The 19,853-nt window shown below is 36.2% G+C and carries 21 protein-coding genes; 17 read left to right on the top strand and 4 right to left on the bottom strand.

Going from position 1 to position 19,853, the window contains the following annotated elements; genetic code table 11:
• The first annotated feature begins 61 nt into the window (after positions 1–61).
• The 6 genes from ACFQRG_RS15685 to ACFQRG_RS15660 all read left to right on the top strand — a co-directional run bounded on the left by ACFQRG_RS15685 (position 62) and on the right by ACFQRG_RS15660 (position 5,916).
• Positions 62–889: a hypothetical protein gene (locus ACFQRG_RS15685; protein ID WP_380967718.1), complete on the top strand. Its 828-nt coding sequence runs from the start codon at positions 62–64 to the stop codon at positions 887–889.
• A gap of 21 nt (positions 890–910) precedes the next feature.
• On the top strand, positions 911–2,515 hold the full coding sequence (locus ACFQRG_RS15680; RefSeq protein ID WP_380967716.1) for a class I SAM-dependent methyltransferase: 1,605 nt from the start codon (positions 911–913) through the stop codon (positions 2,513–2,515).
• A gap of 42 nt (positions 2,516–2,557) precedes the next feature.
• Complete coding sequence (locus ACFQRG_RS15675; RefSeq protein WP_380967714.1) at positions 2,558–3,508, top strand: DUF4915 domain-containing protein; 951 nt, start codon at positions 2,558–2,560, stop codon at positions 3,506–3,508.
• 33 nt (positions 3,509–3,541) lie between these two features.
• Positions 3,542–4,444 (top strand): sulfotransferase family protein, encoded by a 903-nt coding sequence (locus tag ACFQRG_RS15670; protein WP_380967712.1) that lies wholly within the window; start codon positions 3,542–3,544, stop codon positions 4,442–4,444.
• Positions 4,445–4,477: 33 nt separating this feature from the next.
• On the top strand, positions 4,478–5,119 hold the full coding sequence (locus ACFQRG_RS15665) for a sulfotransferase family 2 domain-containing protein (RefSeq protein ID WP_380967709.1): 642 nt from the start codon (positions 4,478–4,480) through the stop codon (positions 5,117–5,119).
• Between the two features lie 251 nt (positions 5,120–5,370).
• Positions 5,371–5,916: a hypothetical protein gene (locus tag ACFQRG_RS15660; RefSeq protein ID WP_380967707.1), complete on the top strand. Its 546-nt coding sequence runs from the start codon at positions 5,371–5,373 to the stop codon at positions 5,914–5,916.
• A 78-nt stretch (positions 5,917–5,994) separates the two neighbouring features.
• Here ACFQRG_RS15660 and ACFQRG_RS15655 read toward each other — a convergent pair whose 3' ends face one another.
• Positions 5,995–6,216 carry a hypothetical protein gene (locus tag ACFQRG_RS15655; RefSeq protein WP_380967705.1) on the bottom strand — a complete coding sequence of 74 codons (222 nt, stop codon included), beginning with the start codon at positions 6,214–6,216 and terminating at the stop codon, positions 5,995–5,997.
• 602 nt (positions 6,217–6,818) lie between these two features.
• On the opposite strand from ACFQRG_RS15655, the gene sat reads away from it, so the two are divergent.
• From sat to ACFQRG_RS15635, 4 genes are all read left to right on the top strand, one after another.
• Entirely contained in the window at positions 6,819–7,958 is a 1,140-nt protein-coding gene (gene sat / locus ACFQRG_RS15650) for a sulfate adenylyltransferase (protein ID WP_380967703.1), read from the top strand.
• Positions 7,959–8,067: 109 nt separating this feature from the next.
• Positions 8,068–8,685 (top strand): adenylyl-sulfate kinase, encoded by a 618-nt coding sequence (gene cysC, locus ACFQRG_RS15645; protein ID WP_380967701.1) that lies wholly within the window; start codon positions 8,068–8,070, stop codon positions 8,683–8,685.
• Positions 8,682–9,509: a 3'(2'),5'-bisphosphate nucleotidase CysQ gene (gene cysQ, locus ACFQRG_RS15640; RefSeq protein ID WP_380967699.1), complete on the top strand. Its 828-nt coding sequence runs from the start codon at positions 8,682–8,684 to the stop codon at positions 9,507–9,509. The genes cysC and cysQ overlap by 4 nt, the downstream gene beginning before the upstream one ends.
• A gap of 244 nt (positions 9,510–9,753) precedes the next feature.
• Positions 9,754–10,185 (top strand): hypothetical protein, encoded by a 432-nt coding sequence (locus ACFQRG_RS15635; protein ID WP_380967697.1) that lies wholly within the window; start codon positions 9,754–9,756, stop codon positions 10,183–10,185.
• A gap of 344 nt (positions 10,186–10,529) precedes the next feature.
• Here the strand turns inward: ACFQRG_RS15635 and ACFQRG_RS15630 are convergent, their stop codons facing one another.
• Both ACFQRG_RS15630 and ACFQRG_RS15625 read right to left on the bottom strand, forming a co-directional pair.
• Positions 10,530–11,504, bottom strand: a complete 975-nt coding sequence (locus tag ACFQRG_RS15630) for a CgeB family protein (RefSeq protein WP_380967695.1) — start codon at positions 11,502–11,504, stop codon at positions 10,530–10,532.
• A gap of 91 nt (positions 11,505–11,595) precedes the next feature.
• On the bottom strand, positions 11,596–12,111 hold the full coding sequence (locus ACFQRG_RS15625; RefSeq protein WP_380967693.1) for a hypothetical protein: 516 nt from the start codon (positions 12,109–12,111) through the stop codon (positions 11,596–11,598).
• A gap of 326 nt (positions 12,112–12,437) precedes the next feature.
• Here ACFQRG_RS15625 and ACFQRG_RS15620 point away from each other — a divergent pair, with 326 nt between their 5' ends.
• The 7 genes from ACFQRG_RS15620 (at position 12,438) to ACFQRG_RS15590 (ending at position 18,816) form a co-directional block, all read left to right on the top strand.
• Positions 12,438–13,376: a BclA C-terminal domain-containing protein gene (locus tag ACFQRG_RS15620; RefSeq protein WP_380967691.1), complete on the top strand. Its 939-nt coding sequence runs from the start codon at positions 12,438–12,440 to the stop codon at positions 13,374–13,376.
• A 105-nt stretch (positions 13,377–13,481) separates the two neighbouring features.
• Complete coding sequence (locus ACFQRG_RS15615) at positions 13,482–13,739, top strand: glycosyltransferase (RefSeq protein ID WP_380967689.1); 258 nt, start codon at positions 13,482–13,484, stop codon at positions 13,737–13,739.
• Positions 13,697–14,578 (top strand): tetratricopeptide repeat-containing glycosyltransferase, encoded by an 882-nt coding sequence (locus ACFQRG_RS15610; RefSeq protein ID WP_380967687.1) that lies wholly within the window; start codon positions 13,697–13,699, stop codon positions 14,576–14,578. The genes ACFQRG_RS15615 and ACFQRG_RS15610 overlap by 43 nt, the downstream gene beginning before the upstream one ends.
• Positions 14,568–16,214, top strand: coding sequence for a glycosyltransferase (locus ACFQRG_RS15605; protein ID WP_380967685.1), 1,647 nt, complete (start codon positions 14,568–14,570; stop codon positions 16,212–16,214). Before ACFQRG_RS15610 ends, ACFQRG_RS15605 begins: the two co-directional genes overlap by 11 nt.
• A 451-nt stretch (positions 16,215–16,665) precedes the next feature.
• On the top strand, positions 16,666–16,959 hold the full coding sequence (locus ACFQRG_RS15600) for a hypothetical protein (protein WP_380967683.1): 294 nt from the start codon (positions 16,666–16,668) through the stop codon (positions 16,957–16,959).
• Between the two features lie 216 nt (positions 16,960–17,175).
• Entirely contained in the window at positions 17,176–18,093 is a 918-nt protein-coding gene (locus tag ACFQRG_RS15595; protein ID WP_380967681.1) for a glycosyltransferase, read from the top strand.
• A 15-nt stretch (positions 18,094–18,108) separates the two neighbouring features.
• On the top strand, positions 18,109–18,816 hold the full coding sequence (locus tag ACFQRG_RS15590; protein WP_380967680.1) for a glycosyltransferase: 708 nt from the start codon (positions 18,109–18,111) through the stop codon (positions 18,814–18,816).
• Between the two features lie 11 nt (positions 18,817–18,827).
• On the opposite strand, the gene ACFQRG_RS15585 is transcribed toward ACFQRG_RS15590, so the two are convergent.
• A complete protein-coding gene (locus ACFQRG_RS15585; protein WP_380967678.1) occupies positions 18,828–19,775 on the bottom strand; it encodes a glycosyltransferase family 4 protein in 948 nt (315 codons plus the stop codon).
• Positions 19,776–19,853: the final 78 nt, after the last annotated feature.

The following is a 19,853-nucleotide window of genomic DNA, read 5'->3' as shown; positions in this document are numbered from 1 at the left end:
TGCTAGGTTCGGACACTTTAAAGGAGGCGCTGGAAAGCTGGATTATAGGAGGGATGATGAATTGAAAAAAATAAACAAAAATAATTTAATTGTAACTGGCATACCCAGGAGCGGCACTACTTTAACAACAGCTCTTATCGACAGTTTATCGAACAGTGTTTGTTTAAGTGAACCTGCTTGGCAAGCACGGCTTTTTAAGAAAACAAAAAACATTAACGAATTAATTAAACAAATAGAAAAGGACTTTGTAAAAATAAGAAAAAGAATTGTAAACCATAAGCCGATTGAAGATCGACGACATAAAGATGGTACATCATTAACAAACTATATTAAGTATGACGAGGATGGAAAGGCCAAAAAAAATAAGAATGCTAATCAATTTATCTTGCAGGTTGTTAATAAAGATTTTTTGTTGGGTATGAAGCATAATGCTCATTATTCCAGTATATTGCCTAATTTGGTCGAAAACAATTTCTTTTCAGTATTAGCCATTGTCAGGCATCCAATTCCAACGATATTATCTTGGCAAAATGTCAATTTTCCAATCAGTAAAGGCAAGTTGCCGGGATCAGAACGATTTTGGCCTGAAATTAAAAAAATTTCAAACTCCAATGATCCTTTACTTTTGAAGCAGGTAAGATTTTATGACCTTTTTTGCGAACGTTATTTATCATTAGCCGATCATATGACTCTTTTAAAATATGAAACAATTTTGGAATCCCCAAAAATATTAGAAAAGCTGACAAATAAATCTTATGAAACGGAAATTGATATCTCTAATCGTAATAAAAGCAAGCATTATCATTTAGAAATGGCTAATGACATTCGAGCGTACCTTGAACGTTATGCGCCGCATGCTCTTGAGCTATACTCTTTGGATGATTTTTAATTGACGGGAGGGTGAGAATGAATGGGTGACTTTACCATGAAATATTCGAATGCTTATTTTCTTGGCGAGAAAGATTTACTAACACAACTCCATTATGGTCTGTCAGGATTTAAAGAATTTAAAAAAAATGATGTTCACAAACGATTTATAGATATATTTCAATTTATTAAATCATTTGCTGGTGACCTTAAAGGAAAAGATGTTTTAGAAATCGGTTATGGCAGAGGAGAGCTCATTCCTTTTTTTTTAAAGGAAAAATGTCAAAGTTATCACGGTATTGATTTCAGTGAAGCAGCTTTTAATATTGCGAGAAGGCGTTATAATGATTCAAATGTAAAGCTTGTGATGATGGAAGCGAAAGATTTGCAAGAAAAGAATGCTTATGACGTCATTGTCATGAACCATGTGATTGAGCACATTCCGGTATTTGAAATGGAGATAGTATGGGACAAAGTTAAAAAAGCCTTGCGCCCCGGCGGATTTATTATTTTAGGTACACAACTTTACGATAATCCAAATGAAGCTGATCAAACAGATGAATGCCAAGAAACAATGGGCATGCACTGTCATAAACAAACAAAGGGTACAATTCTCAGGACTTGTCTCGAACAACAATTTGTATTTGCCAAATCGGACGGTAATTATATTGGACTCATACGTAAAGATGATCTGCATCTTTTTCCAACAAATAAAAAAGACAGCTTTCTTGCAACGCATCATCATAAGCTATCTGAAGCAGGTCTCAACATTGAAAGTCATTTTACAAAAGAAGATCTTAGAAAGCTTGTCCCAAAAGCCGGCCGTATGGTGATAGGCTGCGTTACCGAAAATAATTCGAAATTCCAAGAACGGACATTGCGTTTGGTTCAATCCATTCGATGGTTTGGCGGAAGCATGGCCGGTGTTAATATTATTGTTTGCATTGTTGATAAGGCTGATTCCTCATTTGTAGACGAGTTAAAAAAATGGGGTGCGTTTGTACGGATTGTAAAAAGGTTTAGTAAAGCTCATCCACCATCTAACAAGCTAAGGTTTTTTGAATGTCCGGAAATAAATTCATATGATACCATAATGTTTTTGGATTGTGATACGGTTATTGTCCAAGACCCGGCGCCGTATATTGACGGCAAGCATTTTCAAGCAAAAATTGCCAATGGATGCAGCGTGCCGCATGACGTATTTAAAAGGTTGTTTAAACATTATGGCCTTCGTATGCCAAGGCCTGAGTATAGGACATCTAATAAAAATCAAAAAACAATTTGGTATTGTAATACTGGCGTTTTAATCTTTCCCCAGCCAGTCCTGCAATCATTTTTTCCTGTTTGGAAGAGTCTTACAAAAGATTTAGCCGGTAAGCGTAAACTCATGAAAAAATCCCATTTTTTTTGTGAGCAGGCATCCCTAACTTTAGCCTTCGTTAAAAAGTCAATTCCTTATAAGCAGCTGACAAATGAAATGAATTGTCCGACGGGTGAAAAAAAATTAGATCCAGTTATCATTCATTACCGCAATTCAATAACGAAAGATAATTACTTAAGAATAAAAGAAAAGCATCCAAACGCACATTTAGTAAAACGAGTTCAGGCTTTTAATCATCGGTTAAGAGATTACCGGAAAAACCTTTAAGGGAAAAACCAGTAAATAATCTAAAGAAAGGAGAAATGCTATTTGGAGGAAAAGACGATCGATCATCATCTCATGCTATCATTGCAAAAAATTGAATTCAATTATGAAGGCCCGGAACAACCATCCGATAATCAAATGACAACCATCGCGGATTATAATAAGGATTTATTAATAAGTGTCGGACGCGGTCATGGCGGTTTATATATTTTTAATCCAAATAAAAATCGTTTCCAAAGAAAGTACAGCGGGATATTTGCCGGCTTAATAAAATATAAAGATGGATTTATGGCTTTAAGACAACCAAATGAATTGGTTGTATTCGATGAAGATTTAAAAATTAAATCGGTTGTTGAAATTCAAGATAAATCCATTAGCGGGTTGCACGGTCTTAAATTGTCTGACGATGGTTTGATATATATCATTTCATCAACTCAAAATAAGATCATCGTCTATGAAGAACAATCATTGGATAAGCATGCTGAATACACATTGTCTACGGCTGAAAAGGATGTACACCATATCAATGATCTTTTCGTAACAAAAGATACCCTATTACTTTCGATGTTTTCTGTATCAGGCGGATGGAAGGAAAAGCCGCCTGAATTATGGGATGGCGCTATTGTGGCATTTGATAGGCATGAATTTAACCCAAAAGGGATTGTCATTGACAATTTGATGGCTCCCCACAGTATTACAATAATTAATGACAGTATATATTATTGCGATTCTTTAAATCTAAATGTTTCAAAGTTTGATATGAATTGGAGATACAAGGAAGTCGTAGCCCAATTTACCGGGTTTACCCGCGGATTGCATTTTGATAATAACATTTTAGTTGTCGGTCAAAGTAAAATGCGCCATCTTCAGCATATGTATCAAAAATTCCCCAACATCTCTGTTGACGGCGGCGTTCATTTATATGATTTTGACAAGCAAATTAGCCGATTTATTAAACTGCCGGTTGGCAATCCATATGCGATTGTGCCTTATTAGCATAGTTAATAATACAAATGGAGGGAAGAAAAAGTGGATGTAGAAAATAGTCTAAAAAAGCCTATATTTATTGTAGGGTGCATGAGAAGCGGTACGACCCTTTTGGCTAAATTGCTTGGTGAACATCCAAGGATTATTCACTGCGGATTTGAATTGAAAAATATTTGGTCAAGGGAAGGAAAAGTACCTATGTCCTCTCCAAAAACGCATGATAAATCATGTCCCAGTTTAGATGAAAATGATGTTAGACCAGGACAATTAGAGCAATTAACACAAGCCTTTCATAAACGGATGAACAAAGTGATTAAAAAAAAGAGAAAGAATAAAAATGGTATTTTTTTAAATAAAAACCCGCATTTTTGTAATAAAATGCCTTTCTTAAATGCCCTTTTTCCGGATGCCCGTTTTATCTGGATCTATCGAGATCTTCCAAATGTTGTTGCAAGTATGAAGAAATTATTTGATGATAACTCGCATTATTGGCCAGTAAAGGAAAATGATGATGCTGCGCGGTGTTGGATATACCATCCAGAAGGAGATCTGCCGGAGAATATTGATGAATCCCGTTTCTTTCCAGGGGGGGATGCAAAGTATTTAGCCGAATATTGGTATGAAAACAATAAGGCGGTTTCAGAGTTTGCAAGTAAAATAGGTAAGGATCGATTATTAATTGTCAAAGAGGATGATCTGATTTCTAATCCAAGAAAAGTTCTTAGTCAATGTTTTCAGTTCCTTCATCTGCCAAATTATTATCCACAAAGGCTTATTCGAAAAATTGACAGCAACCGGAACAGCTTATGGCATCAACGTTTGACTAGAGAAGAGCTGCAATCGCTGCACAAGTTTGTTCTGGAACAAGGCACAAAATTAGATCATATCATCCCTGGAAGAGCTTTATTTACGGAGTATAAAAATAAGATAAAAAATACCATGTAAGCAGCCGAACAAATAAAGCGGGAGGGGAGACAATTGATTATTTCTCATAAATATAAATTTATCTTTTTAAAATCGAAAAAAACGGCTGGAACGAGCATCGAAATATCACTTTCAAGATATTGCGGAAAAAACGACATCATTACACCCATTGCGCCGGAAGATGAGGAAATAAGGGCCCGTATGGGGATAAAGCCGCAAAATTTCATGGATGACGATAATAAAGAGCCAAAGTTTTTTAACCATTACAAAGCAAAAAAAGTAGCTAAGTTAGTAGGTGAAGATATTTGGAATTCATATTATAAGTTCAGCTTTGATCGAAACCCATGGGATAAAGTGATTTCACATTACTACTTCAGGGCCGGGAAATCGAAGAAAAATATCAGTTTTAGTGAGTTTTTGAAAAGGAGGAAATTCAAGGGGGCTTACAACTTTCCGATCTATACCATAAATGACAGGGTAGCGGTAGACTTTTTAGGCAAATATGAAACTTTAGAAGAAGACTTAAAAAAAGTATGTAAGGAAATCGGCATTCCTTTTGATGGCTGGCTGCCAAATGCGAAAGGGAACTTTCGAAAGGATCGGCAGCATTATCGCAGGCATTATAATACTGCTCAAAAAGAATTAGTTCGGAAATATTTTAAGAAGGAAATTGATCTGCTAGGCTATGAATTTTAAGTCAATCCAGCGCTGCCATTTTTTTTGGCGGCTTTATTTTTACTTTGAAGAAAGTATAAATTTGCAATCTTCGCCTTCTAAGGCTTGCCAATCGGCAAGTTTTCTTTATTGTTAGGTTCCTTTTGAATGGTTTATACTAGTGCCCAAACTATTTTTAATAGAATTTCATAATATATAACAATATTTACTTTATTTGAATCAGTGCACTTTATAATGAATTCTCCATAAGGAAAAGGAGGATTAAAAATAAAATGTCAGCGTCCAATCATAGTTCTATCTTATCTAAAGACGATATCAAGCAAATAACCTCATGGGCAAAAAAAATAAAAAAAATAGATCATTTAAGTAAAAAGCAGAGAATCAATAAAGCAAAAAATGAATTGAAGCTGAAATATAAAGTCATTGGTGCAGGCCGTAATAGAATTGTCTTTGATGTTAATAACCGATATGCTTTAAAAGTTGTTATTACTGAAAAGGGACTCAAAAACAATGAGATTGAGTTTAAAATATATAAACACTGTCCTGATCATTTACGTAAACACCTATGCCCCGTAAAAGAAATCGGGTTCGGATGGATTATAATGGATAAAATGAAGAAAAAGGTTCCTCGAAATAAACTTTACAAAAGAAAAAAACAAAAATTGAAAAAAAAGTTTCAGAAAAACGGCATTGTACCGAAAGATGTAAAATGGGCAAATACAGCTTTATCAAAGTCAGGTGATATTACGGTTCTCGATTATGGCATTTTCAGCATACCTTCAAAGGGTATAAAAATTAAAAAAAGAAGGAAAAAGTAACCTGTAATGTATCTCTTTAAGCGGTAAGAATGCCAAGATAACAAACAAGACGAATAGTATCACCAATCAAGCCTGGGATCACTTCAAATGTGTTCCAAGCTTTTCTTCTTTATATTTTTCAGCCAACCAATCTACGAAAGCCCTTTCATCCTCCCGTAAATTCCTGCCCAATTTCTTTTCAATTTCAAAAGCAAGACAAGATGCTCTGTCAATGATAATGGTCATCGTTTTATTAATGGTTATCAACTCCTTAATTGGTCCTTTGTTCATAATAATACAAATAGAATAACAATTTGTCAACTTTGTGAACTTTTATTTAAATTTTAAATAAATGATAAAATGATTAAAGCTGCAAACATGAAGGAGAAAACGGGGAAAATCAATAAGGAACGGCACATTTTTTTTATTGCAGGATTTTTTGCTGTTTGGAAAAAAGGCACCCAAATACTTAAATCTTAATCATTTGGGTGTCTTAATGTGTTCTTACTTTTTAGCTATATTATTTTACAGCTTTTTTGACTCTCCGGATATCTTTTTCTGCCTTTTTGATATCCTTGTCTAATTTTTTGAGAAAAGATAGCGCTTTGTTAAGTTCTTTAGCCATTTAAATACACCTCTTTTACTGTGATCTCGGGGATGTTCCCTTTATTATATAATGCAGAAAGTAAATCGTATGAAACTAGTAAATGATCTGATCTATTTGTCATCACCATTTTAGTATTAAGGATTTGTCAACATTGGCAAGTCCGATTTTTAGCGTGGGATGTTTGTCTAATTTCCTTAAAATTAGTTATTTGCTTTAATCAGACTGCGGAAAATTCACATATTTTACTAAGAGATAGCTAATAAAGATAGTCACTTACTGTTAGAAACTGATTAAGCGTTTTAGGAGGTACTTTTAAATGACAAATATAAAACCCCATGGCGGTGTATTACAAATAAGAATGGAAAGTGAAAACGATATTGGCCGTATTAATAAAGCACTTACGGTGTCTAAATGGACGGTATCTGACATCGAATTAATTGGCATTGGCGGATTCAGTCCTCTTAACGGGTTTATGGGTGAAGAAGACTATCATCATGTTGTTAAAGAATTGCGCCTTTCGGATGGAACGGTGTGGAGTATTCCGATTACGCTTCAAGTGTCAAAAGAAGAGGCGGAACAATTGGATATTGGAGAAAGAGTTGCCCTTAATGGGGAGGATGGCGTGACTTATGGTGTATTAACTCTAAAAGAAAAATATACGCCGGATAAGAAAATTGAAGCTCAATATGTTTATGGCACAACGGAAGAGCAGCATCCTGGTGTTAAGCGTTTGTTTGAAAGCGGCGAAGTCTACTTAGCCGGTCCGGTCGTCATGGTGAATAGACCTAGCCACGAACCGTTTGAGAGTTTTTATATGACACCTGAAGAAACCCGGGAAATGTTCTCAAAACTGGGATGGAAGACTGTCGTAGGATTCCAGACGCGCAATCCGGTACATCGCGCACATGAATATATTCAAAAACTGGCATTGGAAAATGTCGATGGCTTACTGTTGCACCCGCTGGTTGGAGAAACCAAAAAGGATGACATTCCCGCGGATATCCGAATGGAAAGTTATCAAGCGCTATTAAAGCATTACTATCCAAAAGATCGTGTCAAACTCGCTATTTATCCTGCGGCAATGCGCTATGCCGGACCACGTGAGGCGATTTTACACGCCATTGTCCGTAAAAACTATGGATGCACACACTTTATTGTCGGACGCGACCACGCAGGCGTTGGCAATTATTATGGAACTTATGAAGCACAAGGGCTTATTAGTCAGTTTGAGAAGGAATTGGGTATGCATATCTTCAAATTTGAACACAGCTTTTATTGTAAAAAATGTGATCAAATGGCCTCGATGAAAACATGTCCGCATACAAATAATGAACGATTTATCCTAAGCGGCACGAAGGTACGTGAACTGCTGCGTAATGGAGAATGTCCTCCCCCGCAATTTACTCGGCCGGAAGTAGCTGAGATACTCGTGAAAGGTATGCGCAAGGATAAATGACGTTAGGAAAGCATAAATTGACACCAGCCAAGTTTTCTTTAATAACTCTCTTATTGTCATTTATTCCAATGACGTAAAGGATCAAAAGTGACGAAAGGATCATGCAGATATGACTGAAAATAGGCAGAAGGCAGATAACATCGTTTGGCATGAAGGGAAGGTAAGTAAAGATGACCGGAGAAAGTTAAACAAACATACGAGTGCGGTTCTTTGGTTTACCGGTTTATCGGGTTCGGGAAAATCGACGTTAGCTGTAGAAGTTGAACGTGAGCTCAATAGAAGGAATATTCGCACATACATTTTGGATGGTGATAATATCCGTCACGGTTTAAATAAAGGTCTTGGATTTTCTCAGGAGGACCGCTCAGAAAATATTCGCCGGATCGGTGAAGTGTCAAAGTTGTTTGTCGATGCGGGAATTATGACGTTAACCGCTTTTATATCGCCTTATCAAAAAGAACGAAATCTAGTAAGAGGGTTGCTCGAAAAACAAGAGTTCATAGAAATTTATGTGAAGTGCAGCCTGGAAGAGGCAGAAAAAAGAGACCCGAAAGGATTGTATAAAAAGGCCAGAAACGGGGAGATCAAAAATTTCACCGGGCTCGATGCACCTTATGAGCCGCCGGATCATCCAGATTTAATTGTAGAAACAGATCAATTATCAATAAAAGATTCCGTAAAGCAGGTTATCGAATTTTTAGAACGGAAAGGGTATATTTCTTCATGATTATAAGGCACCGAAACATCATTAATATTAATCTGGGAATAATTGTACAGATTGCTGTAGCAGCAGGCCAAAAGGTGATGCAAATTTATGATCAAGATCATGTTGATGTTGAACTCAAAAACGATTTATCTCCTTTAACCATAGCGGATAAACATTCGCATCAGACAATTGTGTCACAATTACAAAAATACTATAAAGATATCCCGATTTTAAGCGAAGAAGGTGCCGCTATACCTTATCATGAACGCAAAAGCTGGGATATGTTTTGGTTGATCGACCCGCTCGATGGGACGAAGGAATTTATAAAACGAAACGGTGAGTTTACGATTAATATCGCATTAATTAAAGATCAAAAGCCTGTCCTTGGTGTCATCTATGCTCCGGTATTAGACACATTATATGCAGCCAAACAAGGTCTTGGTTCTTTTAAAATTGAATCTTCGGCACAATGCCGGTTAGATGATGAAAAAGCTATAACGGAACAGGGGACGGTTTTACCTGTTTTTAATAATAATGATGTTGTTAGAGTTGTCGCGAGCCGTTCACATATGTCACCGGAAACAGCCGCTTTTATTGGAAAATTAAAAGATAGCCATCAACAAGTAGAAATGATTTCATCCGGAAGTTCATTAAAAATGTGTTTAGTTGCGGAGGGGACATGTGATTATTATCCAAGGTTTGCACCAACCATGGAATGGGATACAGCGGCTGGTCATGCCATTGTGGAACAGGCAGGGGGCGATGTTTGCATGGCAAATACTAAAGAACCATTAATATACAACAAGGAATGTTTGCGTAATCCGTGGTTTATAGTTTCACGATAGAAAGCCTCAAACAGCTTTAAGGATTATCAATATCGGTTGCACGAAAACCAAATATATTACAAAAAGGGGGTGGAAAATCATAACTCCAACCGACCTGGCAGAAGCGATCGTTTCACCGGGAACACTTTCATGTTTAACCGATGCTTCTCTATCCATAGATGATGCCAGTCAATGCGGCGTATTTACAAGTCCGCTTCAAGGTTTTCCAACAAACGGAGATTCTTTTGCCATCCTTAGCAATGGTATGGCAGCAAAAGCATTAATACCAGGGATGTACAGTACGACTAGCTATAATCCTGAAAGTGTTGATAGTGTTTCATTAAATTTGACTTTTCAGCTCCCATCAAATCCAGGGGATTTAACATTTGATTGGAAATTTGGAACAAATGAAGATCGACCAACATTTTTTAACGATTTTTTCAATGTTCTCGTTAATGGTACGCCAATTCCCGGTTTTCCGGTTACCATTAATAATGCTGCTTTAGAGCCTCCAAGTCCAAATGATATTTGTTACAAACTGGTCACCCCAACTGTTCAAACAACTGCCTTTGATCTTAGACCATTTAGCGAACAGATAATCACGGTCACTTTTGAGGTATCAGACTTTGGAGACTGCAGGGTTGATAGTGCCGCCTTTATTGATAATTTGCAGATCCAAGGGAGTGAGGCAATTTAGCAAGCTTCAGCTACTTTAGATCCTTAATGGGAAGCTTTAAAAAAATGCAGCAGAGACCTAATGGCTAGGTCTTTGCTGAAAAAAACTGTTTGATGCTGGAGGCTCTTGTTCATTCATATAAGAAAAAAAGGTGCACTGCGGCACCATAATTGGAAGGGAATATACAGATTAGACATCGAAAGTTTTAATGGATTTGAACCGGCTCCTTTTTATCGGAGTCACTAATAGATTATGAACTTCCTCTTAATTTTGAAAGGGACAAAATAGAAAACAAGCTCTAGTGGAGTCGGAATATCAATCTGACTCTTATAACATAAAATAGAAAAAGACAAGCTATTATCAATTTAATAATGAAGGATTTCTTTTACTATCTCCAGCATTTTGTTTATACGGTGATTAAATGTATGATTCATTAAGGCCTTCTTTCTCCCATTAGCAGCGATTAATTCCCGTTCCTCATCATTTGAAAGATAATAATTGACCTTGTTAAGAAAGTCTTCATCTGATTTAAATGAGACGATTTCTTTGTTTTCTTCAAAATGTTGAGGCAAATCATCAATCCATTGAATCAGCTGAAATGATCCGCAGGCTGCGATATCAAAGGTACGATTATTGATGCTTTGATTCACGATACCCGCGCTGTTTTGATTAGTTTTATAGTTATATGAACGGTGAGTATTGAGGACAATTTTTGCATTTGAATAGTAATCTGCAACTTTAAGGGGATGAATCCAGCTGTTGATTATATTTAATTTTTTGGTTGGTTTGTAGAATAACTTTTTTTTCCACTTTCCAATGACTTGAATATGAAAGGCTGTTTCATTTAAAAGTAACTGAACCAAACGAATACGTTCAGGATAAGAATGTCCGATAAAACAAATATCATTTGTCTTTTGTATATGGGGTTTTGGAAAGAAAACCGCCGGATCGGTACCTAACGGCAGATGATAAATGTTTTGATATCCCAGACTTTTATAATAGTTAACAGCGCCAATATCAATGGAAAAAACAACATCAAAGAAGGGGATGATTTCAATGGATCGATCGGTAAAATAAGGGTCTTCCGTTAGCCAGAGGATAGAATGGAAATTGTGATGTTTTATCCACTCTAGTGATTTTTTAGGTAAACGGTCTCCCAGCATGGTCAATACGATATCTGGCTGGAACTGTTCACAAAGAGATATAAATGGGCCTGGCTGTTCTATTAGTTTATAAAACTTAACTTCAACATCAGGAAGTTTATGAAATTCATTTAAAATACATTCGTCAAAAAATTGATAGATTCTTGGATAACCAGAAGATAGATATAAAACTTTCATTTTATGTCATCCACCTTTTAAAGTCTTCATCATTTATGTATTGAAAAAACCAGGCTGAAACCCTCAGTCAACCTGGTTTTGGCTATTTTCTTTAGGAATCATGATCATCTTCTATGCGAAAAATTCCGGCAATACTGCGGCAATCCTCAATAAGGGTCCCGGTTACCGGAGTTGAGCCGGTGGCTGAATCCATAAGCTGATTATCGAAGCTGAATTCCGCACAGCAAGTTTCACGATTAAAACGTTTTAAGGTAAAAATTGTTGGATCCATTCCGTCGACGGATACTGGTTGTGATGTGCCTTTGTTTAATATGAGTAATTTTTGCCTCGGGTGGTGATCATCTTTGTTTTCGAGCCGGGATAATAGCCCGCAAACACAGCCTTCACATTTTGTATTGCAATGATCTTTTTCCCTTTTAGTGCAGCCGCAGTCATTATCAAAAAGGCTATGTTTGTTTTCTCTCCTTTCGGATAGTTCACGTTCTCTTCTGCGTTTGTTGAAGCCGAAATCATCATCAATAAGGCTATGCTTTGTATTATCACTCTCGGATGATTCCCGATCTCTTTTTCTTTCGTCACAGTAGTCCTCATCAAAAATGCTTCGCATTGTTACCCCCCTCACTTATGGTACATGTACTTTTGGTCAAATTCATCGGGTTAATATACCATATTAAAAATGGAAGGGTTTTGCTTAGTTGTTTGACTATATAATAAAAAAATTGGGCCGTAAAACGCTATTTTTGTGGATTTAATGAAGTCATTAGCTCATTCAAATAAATCCCAAAATGCATTAAATATATAAGGGCTTTTCCTTTATATACCTATTATGGTTAATAGTTCAAAAACTTTAATCCCATTATTATATCCTGATTTTTCTAGGAATTGCCCCTATATTGGAGATGAAAAATTTTATTTAAGGAAGGGAGTTTATTAATGGGACATAAACGTTGTCATTCCCATAAAAAAGATAAAAATAAAGTAAAAGATAAAGTAAAAGATAAAGTAAAAGATAAAGTAAAACAAGAAGATAAAGTAAAACAAGATGATAAAGTAAAACAACAATACGATGGAAGAGTAAATCAAGAAGTAAATTTAAATATCAGTGATATTAATGCAGCTGGAGCGACCGGAGCAGCCGGAGCGACCGGAGCAACAGGAGCGACCGGAGCAACCGGAGCGACCGGAGCAACCGGAGCGACCGGAGCAACCGGAGCGACCGGAGCAACAGGAGCGACCGGAGCAACCGGAGCGACCGGAGCAACCGGAGCGACCGGAGCAACCGGAGCGACCGGAGCAACAGGAGCGACCGGAGCAACAGGAGCGACCGGAGCAACAGGAGCGACCGGAGCAACAGGAGCGACCGGAGCAGCCGGAGCGACCGGAGCAACAGGAGCGACTGGAGCAGCCGGAGCGACCGGAGCAACAGGAGCCACTGGAGCAGCCGGAGTAACCGGAGCAACAGGAGCAACAGGAGCTGCCGGGGGTATTCCTTCTGCACTTAATGCCGAAAATACAGCGGGGGGCTTAATCGCTGTAGGTGGTGCTGTTCCATTTGACACGACCATCAATTCGTTCGGAACTGATATTACAAGGGTAAATGCTACAACATTTTCGTTAAATACAGCTGGGTTCTATAGTGTAAGTTTCGTAATACCAACAACTGCTGTTACTTTATTAGGCGGAGCACAAGTACAAGTAAATGGAACACCGGTCGGACCATCCTTTACTCTTGCTACAGTAGGAGCGCCGCTCATTGGTCAAGTATTAGTTGACGTTACTTCACCACCGGCTACTGTAGAAATAGTTGTAACAGGACTCGGATTAACACTTCTACCGGGTGGAACTATCTTAATCGAAAAATTATCTTCATAATAAGAGGAGCCGTTTCGGCTCCTCTCAAATTTTGGGAATGTCTATAACATTTACTTAAGGCTTGCATAACTTAAAAGAGAAAATGCTAAAAGGGGGTCGGTTATTTTGGCAACCATCAGCCTTTGTATGATTGTAAAAAATGAAGAGGCGGTACTTAGTCGCTGCCTGGAATCAGTAAAAGAATTAGTCGATGAGATTATTATTGTTGATACGGGCTCAACTGATGAAACAAAAGAAATTGCCCGAGAAACAGCATTTATGATTTTAAATGGATTGATGATTTCTCCGCAGCCCGTAATTATGCATTTAGCAAAGCTAAGATGGACTATATCTTCTGGCTCGATGCCGATGATGTTGTTTTAGAGGAAGATAGAAAAAAATTTATGGCATTAAAAGGTCACTTGGATTCGTCGATTGATGCTGTATCAATGCACTATAATTTAGCTTTTAACTCTGAAGGAGATGTAACATTTAGTAATAGAAGGAACCGATTAGTAAAAAGGAGCAACCATTTTAAATGGTACGGGGCTGTTCATGAATATTTAGAAGTTGGCGGCAATATTATATACAGCGATATATGTATTACCCATAAAAGCAGTAAAACATCCCTGAGCGATAGAAATTTAAGAATTTATGAAAATATGCTAAAAAGGGGTGTCACTTTTACACCCCGTGATCTTTATTATTATGCTAATGAATGCTATGACCATCAATTGTTTGAAAGGGCTATTGAATATTACAATAATTTTCTGGACACAAATCAAGGATGGAGTGAAGATTGTATTAATGCCTGTGCCAAAATTGCTGATATATTTATAGAAAGTGATGATATGGATGAAGCCATACCATATATCTTAAAGTCATTCACATATGATCTTCCGCGTGCAGACCAATGCTGCAGATTAGGTTATATTTATTTATCAAAAAAGGATTTAGAAAAGGCTATCTTTTGGTACGACTTGGCAACCAAATTAGATGTCAAAAGAGTGGAAAAAATAGGCGGGTTTATTAATCATGCATGCTATACTTGGCTCCCCCATCTTCAGCTATGCGTTTGCTATGATCTTTTAGGAAATTACAGATCAGCTTTTTACCATAATGAAATGGCAAGAAAATATAATCCTAACAATTCCTCTATCATCTATAACAAAAATTATTTGGAAACAAAAATAAAGGAATTAGGTGGTCATTATGCCGACTAGTTGGTATCAAACAATTCCAGATATTATTGAGCATGTATTAATAGATCAGCCCCAATCTATTTTAGATATTGGTGTAGGGTTTGGAAAATATGGTGTCCTTTTACGTGAAGTTTTTGATATCCCATACGAGCGATATAATAAAGAACATTGGAACTTAAAAATCGATGGCGTTGAAGGATTTAAAGATTATGAGAATCCTATTCATTCTTACGTTTATAATCAAATTTATTACGGTAAAATACAAAATATTATTGATAGTTTAGATAATTATGATACGATACTCCTCGTTGATGTATTAGAACACTTTGAAAAAGAAGAAGGAAAGCAAGTTATCAGGAAACTATTAGAACATACAAATAAATCATTAATTATATCTACTCCTATATACCCGTCACCTCAACAAGATTATAATGGCAATGTTTTGGAACAACATAAAAGCAGATGGAGTCTTGTTGATCTGTCATCATTTGATTTTAGCTATAAGAAAGTGAAAATTGGTGATAACGGCGCCCATTTATTTAAAGTATATCCTTCATTAACCCAAAAAAACAATCAAGTTGAAAAAAAGCAATCCAAAACAAGGGCTAACGAAAAAAGAAAACTTACTATTGGTTACCTGATTCCACATCATAACGTCACAGGCGGCTTGAAAGTTTTATTACAGCAAATGAAAAAATTAAGAGAACAAGGGCATCATATCTATGCCTATTTTAAAGGAGAACAAGGCACACCTGTTTTACCAAGTTGGTTCGAACTAGAAGTTGATAAGGAAATCTTGGTCCCGACCCATGAATCTTTCGCTAATGTTATTGGAGAATGTGATATAGCTGTTGCCGGTTGGATAAATCAACTTCCCGAGCTGCAAAACGCATCAACTAAAGTTTTATATTATGACCAAGGTTATGAGTGGTTGTTTGGGGATATTCCAAATATTCAAGATGTTCCCTTTGTACGCGACTACTTAAAAAGTTGTTATCAAAGTAATATTACTATTATCAGTTCCTCTTCTTATATTTCTGAAGTAATTAAAACCCGTTATAACATTGAGACACCAGTTATTTCAAATGGTATTGATACTGATCTCTACCATCCAAATAAACAAGATGATTTAGGACATCACATAATAAGCCTTGTCGGCAATCCCTCTTTATCTTTTAAAGGCTTTGATGTCGCATTAAGTGCTTTAAAAAAAGTATGGTTTTCAGGGCAACGTTTTATTGTTAATTGGGTTTGCCAACATCAACCTTTAATAGATGAATTCCCCTTCCCGATTAATTATATTGTACAGCCCAGTGAAAAGGAGCTGGTGACTTGGTACCAATTAAGCGACATCCATTTGTTTCCGTCTTGGTATGAAGGATTTGGTATGCCGCCATTGGAAGCGATGGCGTGCGGGGTACCTGTTGTCTCAACGAAATGCGGCGGTGTTGAAGAATATGCAAAAGATCAGTTCAATGCCATTTTAGTGGAACCAGGTGATATTGATGGCATGGCTACAGCAGTCAAAGATCTCTTTGATAATCCAGAACTAAGAAAAACCTTAGCCAAAAACGGCAGGGAAACTTCAGAGAAACTTTCTTATGAAAAAGTAATTAATAAGCTTGAAGATGTTATGGTCGGTATTGTTAATCAATAAAGGGAATATAATGATTTTGGGAGTCATTAAAGTTAGTTTGATGGGCAGCTGTAATAGTTAGATAAACATCTAAATTTAATAGGTATTATAATGTAAGGTAATAAAATTTTTAGGAGGAAAGAGTCTTTATTCGAGTATTCCTTGATATATTTACAATTGACTTAATCCGTTCTTGTCATACCTGTTTTCCCTAATGAATGGCCCTCCCTTAAATACATTGGTAATATTTTTGTTTATTTTCAAAATCTATGCATCTAAGATAAATATCTCTATAAGGTTATTGTTACTAGTGGATTTTCTACAGCTACAGTTGAATGCTTTTAAAAAAATATATACTATCTTCTTATTTTTTTATTTAAAAGATATAAGTCTAGTCAAAGTTAAAGAAATAACCATATATATAAGTGAAACTAGAAATTATCTAGTTAATTCAAATCAGGGGGGGAAGAGCTTGAGCCATATCAATAACCATGACCATGACCATGATCATGATCGTCGCCATAACCGTCAACATGTGAATTTTCGAACTGTATTACGTTTTCTTGCAGAAACCGATCAAGTCATAAATGAAGTTTCGTTAATCAATGGACAAAGTCTATTTGGAGTTACAGTGGAAAGAGTATTTAATAATTTTGTGACTTTTAGAGAAATGGGCTCTGCAGGTACCGGTACTGTTTTGGTTCGAATAAGAGACATTGTATCATTAGATTTCGGTACATCTACTACTTTTGTACCAGTTTCATAAAGATGGATAAAAAGTGACCCGGGTTGTTATATATTACAGCCCGGGTTTATATTCTTTTCTATCCTGTTTAATAATTTAATTATGGGTTTGGAAAAAAGCAACAATATAAATATTAACTCAATATTTATATATTCCTTAGTAGAAATACAGCAATATTAAGTACATTAACAATAACCGGTCATAAAATAATTAGGAAAGGCGGGAAATTCGGCTAAAATGAAACTGCTTTTTATAACAAAGGACTTTAGTCAACATATCGAGAGATCAAGCTATTATCTTGCAGAAGAGTTAAAAAAACATACTGATTTAACTTTATGGCACGAACATGGTTATATTAATGATATTTTGAGGCAGCTGTCTTTTGAACCTGATTTTATTTTATTAAATGATTTTAAGCCTGATTATTGTCCTTTTATAAGAAGACTAGGAGATTCTCCCATTCCATATGGGATTATCATGCACGATTTAAAGTATAAAATGCATCTAAGAAAAAGTTTTATAGAACAAGAGAATGTTAGACATATTTTTTCAATTTATCGGGATCCATTTATAAAATATTTCGGAGAGTTTCAAGATCGTATGATTTGGTTTCCTCATCATGTTCCAGATTCAATATTTAAAGATTACAGTTTGCCAAAAACAACAGATATATTAATGTCAGGTGCTTTATGGCCGCATATTTATCCTTTTAGAAATAAAATGTATCAAGTACTGAAATCCCATCCTCAATTTAAATATATTCCTCATCCAGGGTACCAAGATGTGAATGAACAAAATAGCGATATATTCGTTGGAGAACGCTATGCAAAGCTTATTAATCAATCGAAAATTTTCCTTACCTGTGACAGCGCAGAACATTTTGCGCTTCTCAAATATTATGAGGTACTTGCATCAGGCACGCTATTATTGGCACCGTCAAACCCAGAACTTCAAGAGTTAGGTTTCGAAGACGGTAAAACGATTGTCGAAATTAATGAAGAAAATTTTATGGAGAAAATTCAATTTTATTTACAACATGATCATGAGCGGGAACTTATTGTAAAGCAAGGGCTTAATATGGTTAAAGAGCGTCATACGACAGCTAAAAGGGTTCAGGAGATTTTGGGACATATTCAAAATATCATCAATGGTTAAATGGAGTGGGACTTGATGGATAAAGTATCAATCATTATTCCGTTTTATAACGATCCATATGTAGACAGAGCGATCAAAAGCGCGTTGGATCAGACATATGAAAATAAGGAGATCATTGTAGTTAACGATGGTTCAACATCTTATACAGAGAAAATAAAGCCCTATTTAGATAAAATTGTATATATTGAAAAGGAAAATGGCGGGACGGCAAGTGCATTAAACACAGGTATAAAACGAGCGACAGGGGATTATTTTTCTTGGCTAAGTTCCGATGATTTATATGAAGCAGTTAAAATTGAAAGACAGCTGGCATTTATGAAAGGCTTAAATGCTTCAATAAGTTATTGTAATTATTATCTTATTAATGAAGAAGATAAAGTGATAAGTCATCCTGCGGGCATTGGCACCTCAGATAAAAAATTTTTTCTTGAATATATGTTAAATGGATGCATCATTAATGGCTGTACTGTTATGGTTAAAATGTCGGTGTTTAATGAAGTTGGTTTGTTTGACGAAAGTTTAAATTATACACAGGATTATGATATGTGGCTGCGAATTCTAGAATTCTATGACTTTTATTATTTAGACCAGCCTTTAGTTAAGTATCGTGTTCATAAAGGTATGGGCAGTCAAAGGCACAGGCGTGAGATTCCTAAAGAAATCAGGCTTGTGAAATACAGGCATCGAAAAAAGCTTTATTCACTTATTCAAGAAATAAAATAACAAAACCGCCGTTAGCCGGCGGTTTTGTCTGTTATAGATAAGAGCATCTGTTCAAAGTTATTAAAATATTGGATTGGGTCACAAATAGTGTTGATTTGTTGCCACGCATTTTGAATGATTTGTTCTCTTTGTTCTTTGATAAGAATAAGTTCAAGTCCTTTGCTGACAGCTTGATTGATATGACTATGATTGAAAAATTTCCCTGTTTTATTATCTATAACAAAGGCTTTCACACCGTCAGAATCTGTTGTAAGGACAGGGCAGCGGCAACTCATTGCTTCAACAACGGCATAGCCGAATCCTTCACTTTTTGATGTCGATAAAAGAAACCCTCCTGATTTCCCAATAGATGAATAATAAAACGGCATCTGTTCGTGAGGTATATTTGATCGGATTGTAAGTGAAGAAGAAATACCAAGTTTTTGGATAAGGTTTTGAAATTGTCTTCGTTCGCTTTTCTGCGCCAATGAAGCATCTTCAAACATCCAAATGTCTAGATTTGGTATGTGGTTCTTAAGGAGAGATGATATTTTTATAAAGTCACGCCAATTCTTATTTTGCTCTAGCCGTCCAACCCAGCCTATAATTGGCCGTGGGGGTGTTTCAACCTCTTGGTATTTAAATGTACGAAAGTCAAAGCAGTTATGAAAAGAAAATACTTTTTTGTCAGGGAGAAATTTTTGTATGACTTGTATCAAGTGAGTGGTTTGAGGAATGAGGATTGCATCGGCATAAGTTTTGACTGTCTGTACCCCGGGTTCAAGAAATTTTTCTACATTAACACCCGCTCCTTGCAGTTCATAGATTATTTTGCCCCGATAACCTAATTGGCGTAAAGTTTTAAGGAAATCATAATAGGAACAGACGATAATAACTTGATAATTCTCCCTATTAATGATTTCTTTTATTTCACTCGGATTGTTTGTAACAAATGTTTTAATATCCTTTATATTTTGCATACCCGAGCCTGACGTGATATATAGTTGGTGACAGGTGATGCCTCTTTCTTGGAGAATGTGACATCTTTGCCTGTTTAA

The sequence above is a fragment of the Scopulibacillus cellulosilyticus genome (assembly GCF_042665295.1).
Classification (GTDB): Bacteria; Bacillota; Bacilli; order Bacillales; family Sporolactobacillaceae; genus Scopulibacillus_A; species Scopulibacillus_A cellulosilyticus.
This window is presented reverse-complemented; position numbering and strand designations above follow the sequence as displayed.

What these genes read in the sequence shown, in the direction of transcription:
- ACFQRG_RS15680 (WP_380967716.1), top strand. Translation starts at nt 911, where the DNA reads ATGGGTGACTTTACCATGAAATATTCGAATGCTTATTTTCTTGGCGAG.
- ACFQRG_RS15660 (WP_380967707.1), top strand. Translation starts at nt 5,371, where the DNA reads ATGTCAGCGTCCAATCATAGTTCTATCTTATCTAAAGACGATATCAAG.
- sat (WP_380967703.1), top strand. Translation starts at nt 6,819, where the DNA reads ATGACAAATATAAAACCCCATGGCGGTGTATTACAAATAAGAATGGAA.
- cysC (WP_380967701.1), top strand. Translation starts at nt 8,068, where the DNA reads ATGACTGAAAATAGGCAGAAGGCAGATAACATCGTTTGGCATGAAGGG.
- cysQ (WP_380967699.1), top strand. Translation starts at nt 8,682, where the DNA reads ATGATTATAAGGCACCGAAACATCATTAATATTAATCTGGGAATAATT.
- ACFQRG_RS15635 (WP_380967697.1), top strand. Translation starts at nt 9,754, where the DNA reads ATGGCAGCAAAAGCATTAATACCAGGGATGTACAGTACGACTAGCTAT.
- ACFQRG_RS15630 (WP_380967695.1), bottom strand. Translation starts at nt 11,504, where the DNA reads ATGAAAGTTTTATATCTATCTTCTGGTTATCCAAGAATCTATCAATTT.
- ACFQRG_RS15625 (WP_380967693.1), bottom strand. Translation starts at nt 12,111, where the DNA reads ATGCGAAGCATTTTTGATGAGGACTACTGTGACGAAAGAAAAAGAGAT.
- ACFQRG_RS15620 (WP_380967691.1), top strand. Translation starts at nt 12,438, where the DNA reads ATGGGACATAAACGTTGTCATTCCCATAAAAAAGATAAAAATAAAGTA.
- ACFQRG_RS15610 (WP_380967687.1), top strand. Translation starts at nt 13,697, where the DNA reads ATGGACTATATCTTCTGGCTCGATGCCGATGATGTTGTTTTAGAGGAA.
- ACFQRG_RS15605 (WP_380967685.1), top strand. Translation starts at nt 14,568, where the DNA reads ATGCCGACTAGTTGGTATCAAACAATTCCAGATATTATTGAGCATGTA.
- ACFQRG_RS15595 (WP_380967681.1), top strand. Translation starts at nt 17,176, where the DNA reads ATGAAACTGCTTTTTATAACAAAGGACTTTAGTCAACATATCGAGAGA.
- ACFQRG_RS15590 (WP_380967680.1), top strand. Translation starts at nt 18,109, where the DNA reads ATGGATAAAGTATCAATCATTATTCCGTTTTATAACGATCCATATGTA.
- ACFQRG_RS15585 (WP_380967678.1), bottom strand. Translation starts at nt 19,775, where the DNA reads ATGCAAAATATAAAGGATATTAAAACATTTGTTACAAACAATCCGAGT.